This window comes from Clostridium sp. RTP31139st1_H3_RTP31139_211217, assembly GCF_040227035.1.
Taxonomy (GTDB): Bacteria; Bacillota; Clostridia; order Clostridiales; family Clostridiaceae; genus Clostridium; species Clostridium saudiense.
The window spans coordinates 76,354-93,229 of record NZ_JBCOAB010000011.1 but is presented as its reverse complement, the minus strand read 5'-3'; the positions used below and the strand labels follow the sequence as shown (position 1 = coordinate 93,229).

Sequence of the window (16,876 nt, the reverse complement as noted above, 5' to 3'; positions counted from 1 at the left end):
TGTATAGATCATTTTTCTTATTCTAGGTGAGAAATCAAAGAAAGTAGATAAGTTATTCCAGTTGTTATACCATGAATCTATAACCATTCCATAACTATTTCCCCAAGTTTCTTTTAGTTTGTCTAGCTGCGCTAACGCAAGTTCTTCAGTAGGAGCTTTATAAACTTCTTTTAAATCTTTCATAAATGATTTTTTATCTTTTGAAGCTATGTATTTTATAGAATTTCTTATTTGATGAACAATACATGTTTGTATATTAGCTGATGGAAATACGGTCTGAATAGCTTGTGGTAGCCCTTTAAGTCCGTCCATACAAGCAATTAAGATTTCTTTTACACCTCTATTTTTTAAGTCATTGCAAATACCTAGCCAAAACTTAGCTCCTTCGGCTTCATCAACCCATAGTCCAAGAATATCTTTATATCCTTCCATCGTATATCCTAAACAAATATATACAGCTTTATTAACTATTTTTCCGTTGCTTCTAACCTTAAAGTACATAGCATCTAAGTAAACTATTGGATATATTTTATCTAACATTCTATTTTGCCATTCGGTAGCGGTAGCTATTACTTTATCTGTTATTTTAGAAACCATTGATGGTGAGATTGTTATTCCATATAAATCTTCTATTTCAGCCTGAATGTCGCTAGTAGTCATACCTTTAGCATAAAGAGAAATTATTTTTTTATCTAATTCATTACAAACAGTTTCATATTTCTTTACTATTTGAGGTTCAAATTCAGACTTTCTATCCCTTGGTATATCGAGATCAACATCTCCAAATGAACTTCTTAGATTTTTTTGGCTATATCCATTTCTATAATTTCTTTCGCCAGGCTCAATATTGCTTTGACGTTGGTATTTATCTCTACCAAGATGTTCATCCATTTCTGCTTCAAGTATATTTTCTAGTACATCCTTAACTAACCTTTGAACTAATCCGTTCTTTCCAAGAACGTCATCGATTGTTTTACACTTTTTTATCTCTGAATTGTAATCAAAATTGATATCATTTTTTCTTGCCATAGAAAATCCTCCTAAAATTTATATAGTATATTATTCCAAATCTACCAACTAATCATACAAAAAAAGAGTAGATAGATTTGTTTTTTACACAAATCTATCTACTCTCCCTAGATTTGTTTTTACACAAACCTATTATAAAAAAAATAAGCATAGATGTCTATCACTAAAGTAATTTTCATCTATGCTTATATTGTACAAATCTATCTATAGTCTCAACTCTCAAAGGAATTTCCACATCAACTTACCACTTGTTAATTGAAATTATCTAGTTTTGTTACTGTTTAAAGATTTCTTCTAGGAATATTTAATTTAATAGATTTTTCAATTTCTGAAAGCATTCTTGAGTCTTTAGGATCTACGAAAAGACAAGTATAGCCTTTTTCACCAGCTCTTCCAGTTCTACCAATTCTGTGGATATAAGTTTCAACATTTTCAGGTATATCATAATTGTAAATATGATCAACTCCTCCAATATCTAATCCACGAGAAGCTACATCAGTTGCAATTAAATATTGAATATCAGCATTTCTAAAAGATTTCATTATTCTTTCTCTTTTTGATTGTTGAATGTCACTATGAATAACCTTACAGTTATATCCACGTCTATGCATAACTACTTCAAGTTCATCAGCTCTTCTTTTAGTTCTGCAGAATATTATAGCCATAAAAGGATTGTCTTCATCTAACACTTTACATAAAGCTTCTCTTTTTTCTCTATCAATAGTTTCAACAACTTCTTGGTTAATATTAGCTAAGGTGATTTCTTCTTTTTTAACACTTACGATAATTGGATCATTCATATATCTATACGCAAGCTTTTTAACAGCACTGTCCATTGTTGCTGAAAAACATAAAGTTTGTTTTTTCTTAGGGGTTTCTTTCATTATTAAATCAATTTCGTTTCTAAATCCCATTAAAAGCATTTGATCAGCTTCATCTAATACTATAGTTTTTAATGTGTTTAACTTAACCGTTTTTCTTTTTAAATGATCTAAAAGTCTTCCAGGTGTTGCAATAATAAGTCTTATGTTTCCTTTAAGTTTCTTCATTTGTGAACCTATATCTTTACCACCATACATTGATAAAACACCGATATCTTTAGCTGTACTTAATTTATTAGCTTCCTCTGTAATTTGAATAGCTAATTCTCTTGTTGGAGAAATAATTAATGCTTGTATTCCTTGTGAGTTTAATGAGATATTTTCAAATATAGGTAGTAAAAATGCTAAAGTTTTACCAGTACCAGTTTGAGCTTCAGCAATAACATCTTTATTATTTAAAATATGTATAATACTATCTTGCTGAATGGGAGTTGGATTTTGTATTCCAGATTTTTTTAATACATTATCTATATCATGACTAATTCCTAAATTTTTAAAGTTCATATAATTTACCTTTTATCTTTCATCTAAAGTTTCATATTATTATAACATCTATATAGCAATAGTAGAAAGTAGATTACTGGAAAAATAATAATTATTTATATATAAAAATGAGAAATCCGATAAGAAAATATATATTTTTCTTATCGGGTAAAATAAATTTTATTCCAATACTTGAATTATTTCATTGTGTAAATGTAATAATATTGAATTTTTTGCTCGTTCCCAAGAGTCAAAAGTAGTAATATTATCATTGATATACTTATAAATATATTCAACAATTTCATTAACATCTTCAATAGTATAATCATATACAATATCTATTTTATCGATTAATACTAATGTTTCAGCTACTTGTGCTTTTACAGCATCATCTATTATGTTAAAATTGACTCCAAATCTAGAAATTAAAATATCTTTTTGTTTGTTAATATGCTTAGATTCTGTATAAGTTATTTTAAGATAATCTAGGAAATTTTCAAAATCTCCAACATTATCTAGAGGTTCTAAAGTGAATAAAATTCTAAAGAATAAATTCCAACTAAATTCATTATTTATTACATTTTCAAAATACTTTCCAAGGGTTTCTTTAAAATAATCATTATAAATAACTTTTCTTTCAAATGATAAAGATGAGTTGAAATTTAAACTTTCTTCAGAAACTGAATTTAAAGTATTTAATGCTGATATAAGAACATTAGTATAATCAGATTCGTTTGAAATATTATTTTTAAAAAATACATATTCAACGATAGTTTCACATGAGTCTTTAAAGTTAATTGTCATATCAATAGATTCTTTCATTTTATGAGAAAACATATCGTAAATAAGTTTAGAAATTATTTCTTGAAGTTGTCTTTTATTAGGAGTATTTGATTTTACTTTTTTAGATTCAAAGTGCTTTAAAACTGTTAATAATTGATTATCTATCATTGTTAAATTATTTTTTATAGAATTCATAATGTCTCTTAAAAATTGATCTTCAATAATATAATTAGAGTTTTTATAAATTATTTGATGTTCTATTTCACTCCAAAACATATTAGTTAAAGATTTAATTTGTAATTCAAAAGGAATAACTAAATTTTCGAATGTAAATCTACCATCAATTCTATAAATGGTAAAACCATTTTTTTGCTTTTGTGGCTGTTTTCCTGATAGTTTAAGAGAAATATGATTATTATCTTCACAAAAATAAAAGTCGTTATCAGCTTTTTTATTAAAATACTTTTTTAAAAAACGATAAATCTTTTTTTCATCATCACCAAATCTACATTCAATTCTTATACCAATAAGGTCGCTTAATCTAAAAATAAGTTCATTAGCATCAGGATAGCGTTTGTAATAATGATTTCTTAAGATTTTTTCACGTAAACTTTCAACAGATTTAACTCTACAGCTAATATTAGAGTATTCACAATAACTTTCATTTAATATTGAAAAAAAAGAATCCTCCAATTCTGCTGAAGCTTTTAGTAAAGTATTTTGATTTCTTTTTAATTCATTTAATGCTATTTCTAAATAGTCAAATTCTTTAATATTCAAAACTACACCTCTGTTAAATAATTATATTAATATGATTATACAAATTACTATTTAATATAACCAATAATATTATAATAGTTTATTATCTAAAATTGTAGTAAAATAGTAATTAAGGAATAAAAATGATATTATTAAAAATATAACTATTTGTTTAGTGGAGATATGAGAAGAAGGAGTAAATATGGTAAGCGAAATAAATTTAAAAATAAAAAAATTAAAAGAAGATATTTCTGTTAAAAATAAGTTAGATAATGAAATAGTCGTATTAGAGCGTAATTTAAAAAATGAAGAAATAGAGTTAAGCAATTTAGAAAAGAAGCTTAAAAAGGAAAAAAAGGATGTGGATAATTTAAACAAAACATCATTTTCTAATTTTTTTGCAACTATATTTAAAAATAAAGATGAAAAGTTAGAAAAGGAAAAAGAAGAATATCTTAATGTGAAAATAAAGCATGAAGAGGTATTATATAATATAAATGTAATAAAATCAGATTTACAAAATAAAAAAGAAAAGCTTTTTAGCATAGAAAATTGTGAAAAAGAATATGAGAAAGTAATGGATGAAAAAATAAGCATCCTTAAAAATAATGGTGATTATGCAACAAAGGAAAATATTAAAAGGCTAGATGACAAATTAAATGAGCTTATAGATAAAAACAATGAAATAAGAGAAGCTTATGGTGCTGGTAAGAGATTATTAGAAGAGGTGGTTTCAGCTAAAGAGGAATTAGAGGGAGCAAAGAAGTGGGGAACTTTTGATATTATAGGTGGAGATGCTATGTCATCAATAGCAAAACAAAGTAAAATAAGAAAAGCAAATATTAAATTTGAAAGAGTGTCACAACTAATATCAGAGTTTAACAAGGAATTAGGTGATATTAAATTGAATAGTTTGGAGTTTTCTAACGTTACATTTGCGCTTGATGTATTTTTTGATAATATTTTTACAGATATTTCAGTGCAAAGAAGAATTAATGAATCTATAGATGAGATTGAAAATCTAGAAAATAAAATAAAAGAAATTTTATATGTTTTACAAGATAAAGATGAAGAAGTTGTAAGAAATCTAAATAACATAAAGAATGAATATATTTTATTTATTGAAGAAGCAAATTAATTAATTCATAGCATAAAAATAAAATTATTAATATTAAAAGCAAATTAATATGTATTATTATTAATTTGCTTTATTTTATATTCAATATAAAAACATAATAAATAAACACAATTAAATAATAAAAAAAGTTGTTTATAAGAAAAATAGTTTTGCCGAACATTTTTGATTTTATTGTTTTACGTAATTAATTTGAAACTTTTAAGGTAATAATGTATTATGGATAATGAAATAATTTACTAAAGGAGTGTAATTTATGGATTATAAGGCAAAAATTAAAGAAAAGATGAGTAAATTATTATTTTTGGAGATGAATAAAGATGGATTTAAAGAAAATATAGGTATTCCATCATATGTTACTTTTAAAAATAAAGATTTATACTTACCAATTAGTTCAGAATATATAAGTTCAAATATTAATGATGAAATAAAAATTAAGAATCTTCCTATATATTACTTTATTGAAGGAATGTTTACTGCAATTGGTGCTGATGAAAATTTAAGATTTAATGAAGACTATGAATTAATTTTGGATTATATTAAAGATACAGAAAATTGTATTAAGTCATTAATTAGTAAAAGAATTGAAGATAAAAGATACTTAGATGCTTATCTTTTATTAAAGGGTTATTATACATATTCTAAAGATTTAGATGTAATGAAAAGAATATTACTTGTAGGGGAAACTATAAGGGAAGAAGACAGTAGTTTTAAAGATTTATTACTTGAGGATATAGATTACTGCATTAATAATAATTTAAAGATAGCAGAACCATATCTATATCAAGCAATTGTCTTAAAGAATGATGGAGATTTTAAAGCTGCTAGAGTTGCTATTAATGAATATTTAAATAAAGGCGGTAAGGTAACAAAAGAAGTTGAAATTATAAAAGCAGATATTCAAAATATTTCAGATTATGAAAATGCTATAGAATATTTAGCAGAAGATCCAGCGAAAAGTATTGAAATATTATTAAGATTAGCTGAAGAGTTTGAAGAAAATCCACTAATTTATTATTATTTAGGAATTGGTTTTAGAAAATTAGAAGATTATAATCAAGCTATTTATTACTTAAAAGAAAGTGTTAAGAGAGAAAGTGGTATTTTAGAGGTTATTGTTGAGTTAGGTTTAAATTATGCTTGTATAAATGAATTTGAAGAGGCAATTAAGCTATTCAAAAAAGCATTTGAAGCTTCAAGGGATGTAGAAATTTGTACAAATATAGTTATGTGTTATTTAAATCTTAATGATTTAGAAAATGCTAAATTACATTTAGATATAGCTAAAAATTTAAATCCAGATGATGAAATAGTAAAACAATTAGAAACTATGATTAATAAGTAATAATAAAGGAAGAGTTTATATGGGGAAAAATCAAAAATATAAGAGTATAGATATGTTAGGGTATGAAATTTTTGCTGCTAATATGGATGAATGCTTAGAAGTTGTACTTTCAAAAGAAAAGGTACATATTGTTTCAGGAAATCCTGAAGTACTATACACAGGATTAAATGATAAAAATCTATTTGATAATTTTACAAGTGATAAATCATTAATTATACCAGATGGTGTTGGTGTACAAATAAGTGCTAAGATATTAAAAACTCCTGTAGAAGAAAAAATAGCAGGAATAGAACTTATGAAGAAGATACTTGAAAAGTGTGAAGATAGTGGAGAAGGTATTTATCTATTAGGTGCAAGCGAAGAAAATTTAAAAGCTTGTGTAGCCAATATTTTAAGAGATTATCCAAGAATAAATATATCTGGATATCACAATGGTTTTTTTGATTTAGATAATCCAAGAGAAATATTAGAAGAAATAAAAGAAAAAAAGCCTATGGCAGTTTTTGTAGCAATGGGTTGTCCAAGACAAGAAAAATTTATTGTAAGATATATGGATGAATTACCATGCAAAATATTTATGGGGGTTGGAGGTAGCTTTGATGTTATTGCAGAAAAGGTAAATAGAGCCCCAAGATGGATGATAGATATAGGAATGGAATGGGCTTATAGAGTTGCAAAAGAGCCATGGAGAATAAAAAGACTTGGAAGTATTCCTAAATTTATATGGACTGTTACCAAGAGTAGAGGTAAAAACTAATGAAGGGTAACAAGATATTTAAAGCTGCATTCTTAGTTATGATAATTAGCATTCTAAGTAGATTTTTAGGTTTATTTAGAGATATGCTGGTTGGATATCAATTTGGAGTTAGTATTTATACAGATGCATATAAAGCAGCAGTATCAGTACCTGAGACTGTTTTTACTATTGTAGGACTTGCAATATCAACAGTGTTTATTCCAATGCTTAGCAAAGTTAGGTTTGAAAAGAATAAAGAAGAGATGTTTAAGTTTTCTAATAATATTATTTCTATATTATTAGTTATTTCAGTAATTGCTTTTGCTTTAGGATTTGTTTTCACAGATAAAATTGTTGCTTTTATGTTTGATGGGTTTAATGAAGAAAAGTTTAATCTTACAGTTTTTTTAACAAGAATAACTTTATTTAATCTTTTATTCTTATCAATAAATGCATGTTATACTGCAATGCTTCAAGTTTGTGAAGATTTTATAATTCCTTCAATTTTAGGAATGTTTTTTAATGCTCCAATGATAATTTATTTAATATTTTTTAAAGATATTAGTATCATTGGATTAACTATTGCAAATGTTATAGGAAATTTTTTGAGAGTTGCAGTACAGTTACCGGTTTTATATAAACATGGATATAGATTTAAGTTATTTATTGATTTAAAAGATGAAAGAATAAAGAAAATATTGATATTAATTATACCTGTAATCATTGGTTCGGGAGCAAACTCCTTAAATATGGTAGTTGATATGAAGGTAGCATCTTCATTAGGTGATGGAGCAGTAAGTGCATTAGATTTTGCACAAAAAATAATAGTTTTTGCAAATACTGCAATAACAACTTCTATCGTATCTGTAATGTATCCACTAATGGCTAATAAATTAAATGAAGGAGATATTAAAGGATTTACTAATTACTTAACAAAATCTATTTCTATTATAGCCTTATTATTGGTGCCTATTTCAATAGGATTTATACTATTAAACAAAGATATCATAAGTGCTTTTTATGAAAGGGGTAATTTTAATGAAGCAGCTGTAAAGATTACAGCAAGTGCTTTTTTAGGATATTCATTAGTATTGCCATTTACAGGAGTAAGAGATATTTTAAATTCATCGTTATTTTCTATGCAAAAAACTAAAGTAACAACAATTAACGGAATTATTGGAGTAGTTGTTAATATTATTTTAAGTATTACTTTATCAAAAATATTCGGAGTATTTGGGGTAGCAATAGCATCTACAATAGCATCAATGGTAACGTCAAATTTATTATTTATTTCTACTAGAAAGTTTGGTGGACACTTTGATGTTGTACCTATGATAATTAAACTGTTAAAAATAAGTTTATCAGCAATGGTAATGTTATTAGTACTAAAAATATTAAATATTATGATAAATTTAAATAATGCAATATTAACTATCTTATTTAATGGGGTAGTAGGAGGCGTTGTTTATTTTATATCATGTAAAATATTTAAAATTGAAGAATTAGATGAAGTAATAAATATGATGAAAAATAGAGTATATAAGTAAGGGACTTAGGAGGAAATATGAAGATATTATTTATAGCATGTTATTCACCGTTAATTAATAATTCGGCATCTATTGAAACCTTACAATATTTAAATAACTTAGCAAAAATTGATGGGAATGAAGTTCATCTTTTAACAGTGAACTTCCCCAAAAATTCAATTTATTATGATGAGTATATATTAAGTATGTTAGATAAAAGAGTTAAAAAGCATATAATTTCTGGCGGAAAAATATTTGAAAGAATAATGCCTAAGAAATCTAAAAATGCAGAAGTAGTTAATGTATCTAACGGTAATAAAAGTTTTGTAAAAGCTTTATTAAGAAAAGGTAAATCAATAGTAGCGATACCAGATATGTATTTTAATTGGGCAAAAGCTGCAAGTAAATATGGTATTGAATTAGTAAAAAGAGAAAAGTTTGATGTTATGTTTTCAATGCATGAACCGCCTTCTAGTCATATTTGTGCTCTTAAAATTAAAGAGGAATTTAAGGATTTACCTTGGGTTACATATTGGAGTGATCCATGGCTGAAGGATTCAACTAGGGCTAATATAAGCAAAGCAAGAAGAAAATTTGAAGGATCATTTGAAAAAAGAATAGTTGAATTAAGTGATAGATTTATTTTTGTAACTAAAGCTAATAGAGATGATTACGTATCTTCTTATAATATTCCAGTTGAAAAAACTTATATTGTAACAAGAGGATATGATGAAAATCAATATGAAGAGATTAAAAAGAGTTTAACTCCAAAACTTATAAATAAAGAAAAAGTTAATTTTGTTTATGCAGGAGAAATATTCTCAAAGCTGAGAGATGTTAGGCCTTTTATAGAAGCATTAAATAATATTAAAGATACAAATATTAGTTTGTATAATGATTTAAATGTTATGTTCTTTGGGAATATTGATGATGAAGAAATAAAGAATAAATTAATGGCAGTTGATAATATTAATGTTTCACCAAGAATTCCTTATGATGAAGCGTTAGCTTATATGCTTAATAGTGAAGTGCTATTATTGTTTGGAAATAAAAATTCAAAACAAATTCCGGCTAAAATTTATGATTACTTTGGAGCAGATGGTATTATTTTTGTGATACTTGGAGATGAAAATGATCCTATAAAAGATGTAGTAGAAAATAAAAATAAGTGTGTTGTTGTAAATAATACTGCTGATGAAATTGTAAGTGGAATTAATAAAATAATTTCTATGATTAAAAATGGTGAAAAATATGGTCCTATAGAAGAATACAAATGGCAATATATATCAAAGAAGCTTAATGATATTTTAAAGGGGTAATTATTATGCATGTAATGTTTATACCTTCTTGGTATGATAATAATAGAAATAAAGTTCATGGTAGTTTTTTTAGAGAACAGGCAAATAAGCTTCAAGAAAATGGAGTAAAAGTAACTGTTGCATATAATGAAATTTGGCCATTAACATTAATGGGAAAAATAAAAGAAAAAAGTGGTTTATCTTTTAAAGTTGAAAAAGGATTAAGAACTTATAGATATAAAAATTATAATTTTATTCCCAAAAATCCATTGATGTTTAAAGTTTTTGATAAAAGAATGGAAAAGTTATATAAGGAAATTACTAAAAGAGAGGGAAAGATAGATATTATTCATGCACAATCATCATTATGGGGTGGTATAAGTGCTTCTTATGTAGCAAAAAAATATAATATTCCATTAGTAATTACTGAACATTCTTCTGTTGAAAGAGGAGTTTACGTAAAGAAAAGTTATTACAAAAGGATAATAGAGTCTTATAAAAGTTCAAATAAAGTTATAGCTGTAGGAAATGGACTTAAGAAAGAAATTGAAAAATTAAGTGGTCGTAATGATATAGAGGTTATTGGAAATCTTGTAGATTTATCTTTATTTGATATTAGAGATATTAAAAGAGAAAGTAATGAGTTCATATTTTTTAGTGTAGCATTTTTAGAAGGTGAAAAAGGATTTGATACTTTAATTAAAGCATTTGCAGAAAAATATAAAAATAAAAATGCTAAATTAGTTGTTGGTGGAGATGGAAGTCAAATGGAATGGCTAAAAGGCATAGCAAAAAGTGAAAATGTAGAAGATCAAGTTGTTTTTACTGGTGCATTATCTAGAGAAGAGGTTGCTAATTGGATGAATAAGTGTAATGCTTTTGTATTACCTTCAAGATATGAAACATTTGGAGTAGTATATATCGAAGCATTAGCAAGTGGTAAACCTGTAATTGGAACTTTTAATGGTGGAGCTGAAGATATAGTAACTAAAGAGGTTGGGATATTAGTTGAAATAGATAATGTCAAAGCATTAAGTGAGGCTATGGAGTATATTGAGCAGAATCACAAGAAGTATGAACCTAGAGCATTAAGAAAGTATTGTACTGAGAAGTTTAGTGCAAATGTTATAATAAATAAAATAATAAATGTTTATAAGGAAATAATAAAATAAAGGGGTGTTAGTATGAATTTTAAGGATTATACAATAGATAAGTTTTTATATGAATTAAAAACTGATTTGTCATCTCCAGGAGGTGGAAGTACTGCAGCGTTGGTTTCAGCATTAGCTGGAGCTTTAAACAACATGGTATACTCATTTACTGTAGATAAAAAAGCTTTTGAAAAATTAGATGATAAAAATAAAGAAAAGATGTTAGTTTTAAAAGAGAAATGCGAAGAATTTATAAGTAAAAGTATTACTTACATGGAAGCAGATAGAGATACTTTTACTGCGTTAATGGATACTTTTAAATTGCCAAAAGATACTGATGAAGAAAAGAAGTATAGATCTAAGACTATTAAAGAAAAAACAATAGCAGCAATGGAATCACCATTAAATTTAGCTAAAGATTCTTTAGAGTTTTATGATAATATTGATTTTGCAATTGAATTTGGAAATAAAAATTTAACATCAGATGCTATTGTTGCAGCAATACTTTTACATTCTGCTATTGAAAGTTCAATAGTTAATGTTTTTGTTAATTATAATAGTTTATCTAGCAATGAAGGATATGAAGATATTCCGGAAATTTGTAGAGAAATAATAAGAAAATCATTAAGTAAAAAAGAGTTGATACTTAAAGAATACGGTATCTAAAATTAAAAGTCATAATATATAGCCAATAGTTAGCTATATATTATGACTTTATTTTTTTGAAATACTTAGGATAAAAATATTAATATTTATCTGATGGTTAGATTAAGTAATAATCCTACCTCTTTAGCTTAGAGATAACAACCGACGGGCCCGTAGACTAAGGTTATATTGGGGTAAGAACAAATTCCAACCCAAACTCAATCTTATGCTAAGAATTAAGTTTATTGAGCTTGATATTCAGGAAGTTCAGTAAGTGGTTTAAATTCATAACCATCTGCTCTAATTTGTTCAATTACTGTTTTTAAAACAGCAGTATTTGTTTTAGAAACAGCATGTATAAGCATTATACAACCAGGATGAGCACCATTAGTAATTTTTTTGATAGCTTCTTCTTCACTAGGTTGGTTATCAATAATCCAATCTTTATATGCAAAGCTCCAAAAAATAGTTTTATAACCAAGATCCTTAGTTTTCTTTAGAGAATTAATTGAGTATTTTCCCATTGGTGGTCTAAAGAATTTAGGCATGTCTGTACCAACAACTTCTTTATATGCTTCTTCTACATCAGTAAATTCTGATTTGAACTTTTCTGGATCTGTAACAGTTGCCATTGATGGATGATGATTAGAATGATTACAAACTAAATGACCTTCATCAGACATTCTCTTGATAATTTCAGGGTTAGAAACGATATAAGGTTTCACAACAAAAAAAGCTGCAGGAACCTTTTCATCTCTTAATATATCTAGAATTTTTGGGGTATAACCATTTTCATAACCTTCATCAAAAGTTAAATAAACAACTTTTTCATTAGTATCTCCTAGATAATAAGCATCATATTTAGATAAAAGACCGGTTGCTTCTTTTGGACATTCTGGCAATGTATCTTTGCCACGATTAACAAAATACCAATTTAATTCGGTATCATCTGAAGCAATGTTTATGGAATGACCAAAAGCAATGCTAGAAAGACAACTTACCGATAAAATTAAGATAAGTAAAAATATAAATAACTTATTTTTTCTCATTAAAATCCTCCCTTTCTAAGTTATATTAATATGTTTTGTATATGACAAGATATTAAACGTGGTAAAAAAAGGGTATATAGGGATATCGAAAATAAATAACTAAAAAATACATAAAAAGGAATTGACAAGAAATAATTACAGGAATATAATGGTAAAAGAATAAAATATAAGGAGGTAGGAATATGTTAAATTTAAAAATTAGAAATAATAAAGAAAATAGAATAAGTATTGATAACCCTATCTCTATGGTTTTATATAAATAATAAAAATTTGTATAAAATTTAATTAAAATTATATGTAATAATTAGAGGTTGTGGTTATTAGCCATGGCCTTTTTGTATTTTTACAAAATTAGTATGTATTTTATCTTATATGATAACTATAGTCATGGCATAGCCATGGCTTTTTTTATTTAAAGGAGGCGAAGTTATGGGAAATGGAGATTTTAAAGGTGGATGAGCATTAAGTTTTAAACTAAAGGGGGAGTCGAATAATGACTAAAGTATTTAAGTATGTTTTAAAGTATAAAGGAACATTAATTTGGGGTACTATATCTATGCTTATTGTAATAGGTGTTGATTTATTAATTCCATATATGCAGCAAATATTTATAGATGAGGGAATTATTGCAGGAAATAAAAATACCATAATTTTTGTATTAGGAGCAATTTTAAGTATTTCGATAATTAAGGCCATATTTGGCTATAATAAAGAATTTAAATATGATTTATTGAGCACTTGGGTTCATGAAGATATTAAAAATGATCTTTTTACTCATATTCAAAAATTAGAATTCAAGTATTTTGATGAAATGAATACTGGCGAGCTAATGTCTAGAATTGGAGAAGATGCAGAAAATATATGGCAGACTATAGGTTATGGTTTAAGGCTTTTTGTTGAAAATATAATTTATTTTGTTATATCTACAATAATTTTATTTTATTTAAATTGGAAATTAGCCTTAGCATGTTTCATAGTTATGATTCCAATTGGCTTTATAGCTGTACAGCTTGAAAAAAAGTTTGGTAAATGTTATGGAGAAATAAGTGATAAAACAGCAGAAATTAATACTACGGCTCAAGAAGATATAGCAGGTATAAGACTTGTAAAGGCTTTTTCAAGAGAAAAGTATGAAATAAGTAAATTTTTAAAACTGAATAAGTCTTATTATGATTTAAATATGGATCAAGCAAAGGTAATAGGAGATTACTTTCCTAAAATAGAGTTTTTAACGAATATTTCTCTAGTTTTAATGATAGTATTTGGCGGATATTTAGTTATGAATGGAGAAATGTCAATTGGTGTATTAGTAGCTTTCAGTGGGTATATATGGAATCTTATATGGCCAATGAGGATGTTAGGAGAGCTTACTGATTTGATTTCAAGAAACTTGGCTTCTGCTAAAAAAATATTTGCAATTATTGAAAGAGAGCCAGAAATAAAAAGTGGAGCTTTAGAAGATGTAAATATAAAGGGTGATATTAAGTTTGAAAATGTTAGTTTTAGTTATAATGATGAATTAGTATTGAAAAATATTAATTTAGATATAAAGGCAGGAAGTACCATAGCTATAATGGGAACTACAGGTTCAGGAAAATCAACTTTATTAAATCTAATAGGAAGATATTATGATGTAAAAGAAGGTTGTATAAAAGTTGATAATATAGATGTTAAAAATTATGATTTAGAAGTTTTAAGAAGCAGTATGGCAATTGTACCACAAGATACTTTCTTATTTTCTGATTCTATATTAAATAATATAAAGTTTAGCAATGAAAATGCAGATATAGAGGAAGTAAAAAAATATTCTAAGTTAGCATGTTCTTTAGACTTCATAGAAACTTTAGATGAAGGGTTTAATACAGAAATAGGAGAAAGGGGAATTGGACTTTCAGGTGGACAAAAGCAAAGAATATCAATTTCTAGAGCTTTAATAAGAAATTCCTCAATTTTAATTTTAGATGATTCAACTTCAGCTTTGGACATGGAAACTGAACAAGAATTATTAAAAAATTTATCAATGATGAAAAAGCAAAGCACAACATTTATAGTTGCACATAGAATTTCAGCAGTAAAAAATTCAGACTTAATAGTTTATTTAGAAAATGGTGAAATAAAAGAAAAAGGAACTCATGAAGAATTATTAGAGTTAAGAGGTGCTTACTATGATATTTATTGTGAGCAATTTAAAGATTTTAACCTTTTAGAAGAGGAGGTTATATAAGATGCAAAATAATATAAATAAAGATGAAGAAGTTATGAGACGTAGTAAAAGTGAAATAACAATTAAATTATTATCTTATCTTAAACCATATAAAGCTAGTTCTCTTATAGTGGTTTTATTGATGCTTTTTGTAATGATGTGTGAAATTGTCAATCCATTGTTGTTAAAAATTGCAATTGATAATTTTGTAGCTAATAAAAATGTTAATGGCTTAATAATAATAGGGGGTTCGTTAATATCATTAAATTTAATAGCTTGGGTATTATCTAAAATAAGGTGGAAGATGATAACTAGCATAACTAATAATATTTTAGTTAATATAAGACATGAATTATATAGTCATATTCAATATTTATCTTTTGATTTTTTTGATAGCAGACCTGTAGGGAAAATACTTGCAAGAGTTGTTGGAGATGTTAATGCTTTAAAAAATTTATTCTCTCAAGCAATTCAATCATTTATTCCACAAATAATTAATTTGATTTGTGTTGCAAGCATAATGTTCGTACTTAATGTTAAATTAGCATTAGCTTCAATTATATTGCTTCCCTTATTAGGAGTTGCGATGTTTTGTATAGAAATTTTTTCGAGAAGAAGATGGGAAATTTATAGAAATAAACGTTCAAATTTAAATGGGTTTACCCATGAGGATTTTTCAGGAATAAAGGTTGTACAAGGCTTTGCTAGGGAAAAGGGAACAGAGGATAATTTTAAAGGTATGGTAGGTGAATTAAGTAATTCATTTATTAAAGCAGTAAAGTTAAATGATTTCTTTTGGCCATTAGTAGAATTATCATGGGGTGTAGGTACATTAGTAGTCTTTGCCGTAGGATATTTTTTAATAAAGGATGGAGAAATAGAATTAGGTACTTTAATAGCATTTTCAATGTATGTAGGTATGTTTTGGAGACCTATTATGAATCTTTCGAGCTTTTATAATACGTTAATTACGAACTTTTCAGCAGCAGATAGAATTTTTGATATTTTAGATGTACAACCAGTAATAAAAAATTCTTTAAATGCAAGACCAATTGGTAAAATTCAAGGAAATGTAGAATTTAAAAATGTTTCCTTTTCATATGATGAGGAAAACGAAGTACTGAAAAATGTAAGTTTTAAAGCTGCTAAAGGAGAAAAGATTGCTTTAGTAGGAGCTACAGGGGCAGGTAAAAGTACAATAGTTTCTTTATTAAGTAGATTTTATGATCCAACTAAAGGAAAAATTTTAGTCGATGGAAAAGATATTAAGAATGTTGATTTAGAAAGTTTAAGAAGTCAAATGGGAATTATGCTTCAAGATACATTTTTATTTTCGGATTCTATAATGGAGAATATAAGATATGGAAGGCTTGATGCAACTGATCAAGAAGTTATTAATGCCGCTAAAGCTGTAAATGCTCATAAATTTATTATGGAATTAGAAAAAGGTTATGATACTGAAGTTAATGAAAGAGGATCAAGGTTATCTTTAGGTCAAAGGCAGCTTATATCTTTTGCAAGGGCACTTCTTGCAAATCCAAGAATATTAATTTTAGATGAAGCAACCTCTAATATTGATACTCAGACAGAAAAGTTAGTTCAAGAAGGAATAGAAAAGATTCTTCATGGAAGAACTTCTTTTGTAGTTGCTCATAGGCTTTCTACTATTAGAGATTGTGACAAAATTATGGTTATAAATAATGGTGAGATTGAAGAGGTTGGAAATCATGAAGAGCTTTTAAAGAAAAAGGGAAGCTACTATGAGCTATACATGGCACAGTATAACTTTTTAAGTGAGGGAGCTTAGATTAGTTAATAGCTATGAGTTATGGGGGAGAGTTTGTGGATACTCT

At 26.4% G+C, this 16,876-nt stretch carries 13 protein-coding genes; 9 read left to right on the top strand and 4 right to left on the bottom strand.

The window, feature by feature from the left end; translation table 11 throughout:
• From ABUA17_RS07170 to ABUA17_RS07160, 3 genes are all read right to left on the bottom strand, one after another.
• The coding region (locus ABUA17_RS07170; protein WP_195951451.1) for an IS256 family transposase at positions 1 to 1,029 on the bottom strand (1,029 nt) is incomplete at its 3' end.
• Positions 1,030 to 1,310: 281 nt separating this feature from the next.
• Positions 1,311 to 2,414 carry a DEAD/DEAH box helicase gene (locus ABUA17_RS07165; RefSeq protein WP_042396607.1) on the bottom strand — a complete coding sequence of 368 codons (1,104 nt, stop codon included), beginning with the start codon at positions 2,412 to 2,414 and terminating at the stop codon, positions 1,311 to 1,313.
• 159 nt (positions 2,415 to 2,573) lie between these two features.
• Entirely contained in the window at positions 2,574 to 3,956 is a 1,383-nt protein-coding gene (locus ABUA17_RS07160; RefSeq protein ID WP_042396609.1) for a GTP pyrophosphokinase, read from the bottom strand.
• A gap of 181 nt (positions 3,957 to 4,137) precedes the next feature.
• On the opposite strand from ABUA17_RS07160, the gene ABUA17_RS07155 reads away from it, so the two are divergent.
• The 7 genes from ABUA17_RS07155 (at position 4,138) to ABUA17_RS07125 (ending at position 11,792) form a co-directional block, all read left to right on the top strand.
• Complete coding sequence (locus ABUA17_RS07155) at positions 4,138 to 5,073, top strand: hypothetical protein (RefSeq protein WP_042396611.1); 936 nt, start codon at positions 4,138 to 4,140, stop codon at positions 5,071 to 5,073.
• Between the two features lie 253 nt (positions 5,074 to 5,326).
• Positions 5,327 to 6,415 (top strand): tetratricopeptide repeat protein, encoded by a 1,089-nt coding sequence (locus tag ABUA17_RS07150; protein WP_042396613.1) that lies wholly within the window; start codon positions 5,327 to 5,329, stop codon positions 6,413 to 6,415.
• A 19-nt stretch (positions 6,416 to 6,434) separates the two neighbouring features.
• Positions 6,435 to 7,172 carry a WecB/TagA/CpsF family glycosyltransferase gene (locus ABUA17_RS07145; protein WP_042396615.1) on the top strand — a complete coding sequence of 246 codons (738 nt, stop codon included), beginning with the start codon at positions 6,435 to 6,437 and terminating at the stop codon, positions 7,170 to 7,172.
• Entirely contained in the window at positions 7,172 to 8,698 is a 1,527-nt protein-coding gene (gene murJ / locus ABUA17_RS07140) for a murein biosynthesis integral membrane protein MurJ (RefSeq protein WP_349817929.1), read from the top strand. The genes ABUA17_RS07145 and murJ overlap by 1 nt, the downstream gene beginning before the upstream one ends.
• 17 nt (positions 8,699 to 8,715) lie before the next feature.
• Positions 8,716 to 9,996 carry a glycosyltransferase gene (locus tag ABUA17_RS07135; RefSeq protein WP_042396620.1) on the top strand — a complete coding sequence of 427 codons (1,281 nt, stop codon included), beginning with the start codon at positions 8,716 to 8,718 and terminating at the stop codon, positions 9,994 to 9,996.
• Between the two features lie 5 nt (positions 9,997 to 10,001).
• Positions 10,002 to 11,147 (top strand): glycosyltransferase, encoded by a 1,146-nt coding sequence (locus ABUA17_RS07130; protein ID WP_042396621.1) that lies wholly within the window; start codon positions 10,002 to 10,004, stop codon positions 11,145 to 11,147.
• 12 nt (positions 11,148 to 11,159) lie between these two features.
• Positions 11,160 to 11,792 (top strand): cyclodeaminase/cyclohydrolase family protein, encoded by a 633-nt coding sequence (locus tag ABUA17_RS07125; protein ID WP_042396623.1) that lies wholly within the window; start codon positions 11,160 to 11,162, stop codon positions 11,790 to 11,792.
• A gap of 221 nt (positions 11,793 to 12,013) precedes the next feature.
• Here ABUA17_RS07125 and pdaA read toward each other — a convergent pair whose 3' ends face one another.
• Positions 12,014 to 12,820: a delta-lactam-biosynthetic de-N-acetylase gene (gene pdaA / locus ABUA17_RS07120; protein WP_195951050.1), complete on the bottom strand. Its 807-nt coding sequence runs from the start codon at positions 12,818 to 12,820 to the stop codon at positions 12,014 to 12,016.
• A gap of 493 nt (positions 12,821 to 13,313) precedes the next feature.
• Here pdaA and ABUA17_RS07115 point away from each other — a divergent pair, with 493 nt between their 5' ends.
• Both ABUA17_RS07115 and ABUA17_RS07110 read left to right on the top strand, forming a co-directional pair.
• The gene (locus tag ABUA17_RS07115) at positions 13,314 to 15,044 is read left to right on the top strand and encodes an ABC transporter ATP-binding protein (protein ID WP_042396626.1); all 1,731 of its coding nucleotides are present in this window, start codon (positions 13,314 to 13,316) and stop codon (positions 15,042 to 15,044) included.
• Positions 15,045 to 15,078: 34 nt separating this feature from the next.
• The gene (locus ABUA17_RS07110; protein ID WP_394805640.1) at positions 15,079 to 16,830 is read left to right on the top strand and encodes an ABC transporter ATP-binding protein; all 1,752 of its coding nucleotides are present in this window, start codon (positions 15,079 to 15,081) and stop codon (positions 16,828 to 16,830) included.
• Positions 16,831 to 16,876: the final 46 nt, after the last annotated feature.

Coding starts and splice junctions, on each gene's coding strand:
- ABUA17_RS07165 (WP_042396607.1), bottom strand. CDS start 2,414: ATGAACTTTAAAAATTTAGGAATTAGTCATGATATAGATAATGTATTA.
- ABUA17_RS07155 (WP_042396611.1), top strand. CDS start 4,138: ATGGTAAGCGAAATAAATTTAAAAATAAAAAAATTAAAAGAAGATATT.
- ABUA17_RS07150 (WP_042396613.1), top strand. CDS start 5,327: ATGGATTATAAGGCAAAAATTAAAGAAAAGATGAGTAAATTATTATTT.
- ABUA17_RS07145 (WP_042396615.1), top strand. CDS start 6,435: ATGGGGAAAAATCAAAAATATAAGAGTATAGATATGTTAGGGTATGAA.
- murJ (WP_349817929.1), top strand. CDS start 7,172: ATGAAGGGTAACAAGATATTTAAAGCTGCATTCTTAGTTATGATAATT.
- ABUA17_RS07135 (WP_042396620.1), top strand. CDS start 8,716: ATGAAGATATTATTTATAGCATGTTATTCACCGTTAATTAATAATTCG.
- ABUA17_RS07130 (WP_042396621.1), top strand. CDS start 10,002: ATGCATGTAATGTTTATACCTTCTTGGTATGATAATAATAGAAATAAA.
- ABUA17_RS07125 (WP_042396623.1), top strand. CDS start 11,160: ATGAATTTTAAGGATTATACAATAGATAAGTTTTTATATGAATTAAAA.
- pdaA (WP_195951050.1), bottom strand. CDS start 12,820: ATGAGAAAAAATAAGTTATTTATATTTTTACTTATCTTAATTTTATCG.
- ABUA17_RS07115 (WP_042396626.1), top strand. CDS start 13,314: ATGACTAAAGTATTTAAGTATGTTTTAAAGTATAAAGGAACATTAATT.
- ABUA17_RS07110 (WP_394805640.1), top strand. CDS start 15,079: ATGAGACGTAGTAAAAGTGAAATAACAATTAAATTATTATCTTATCTT.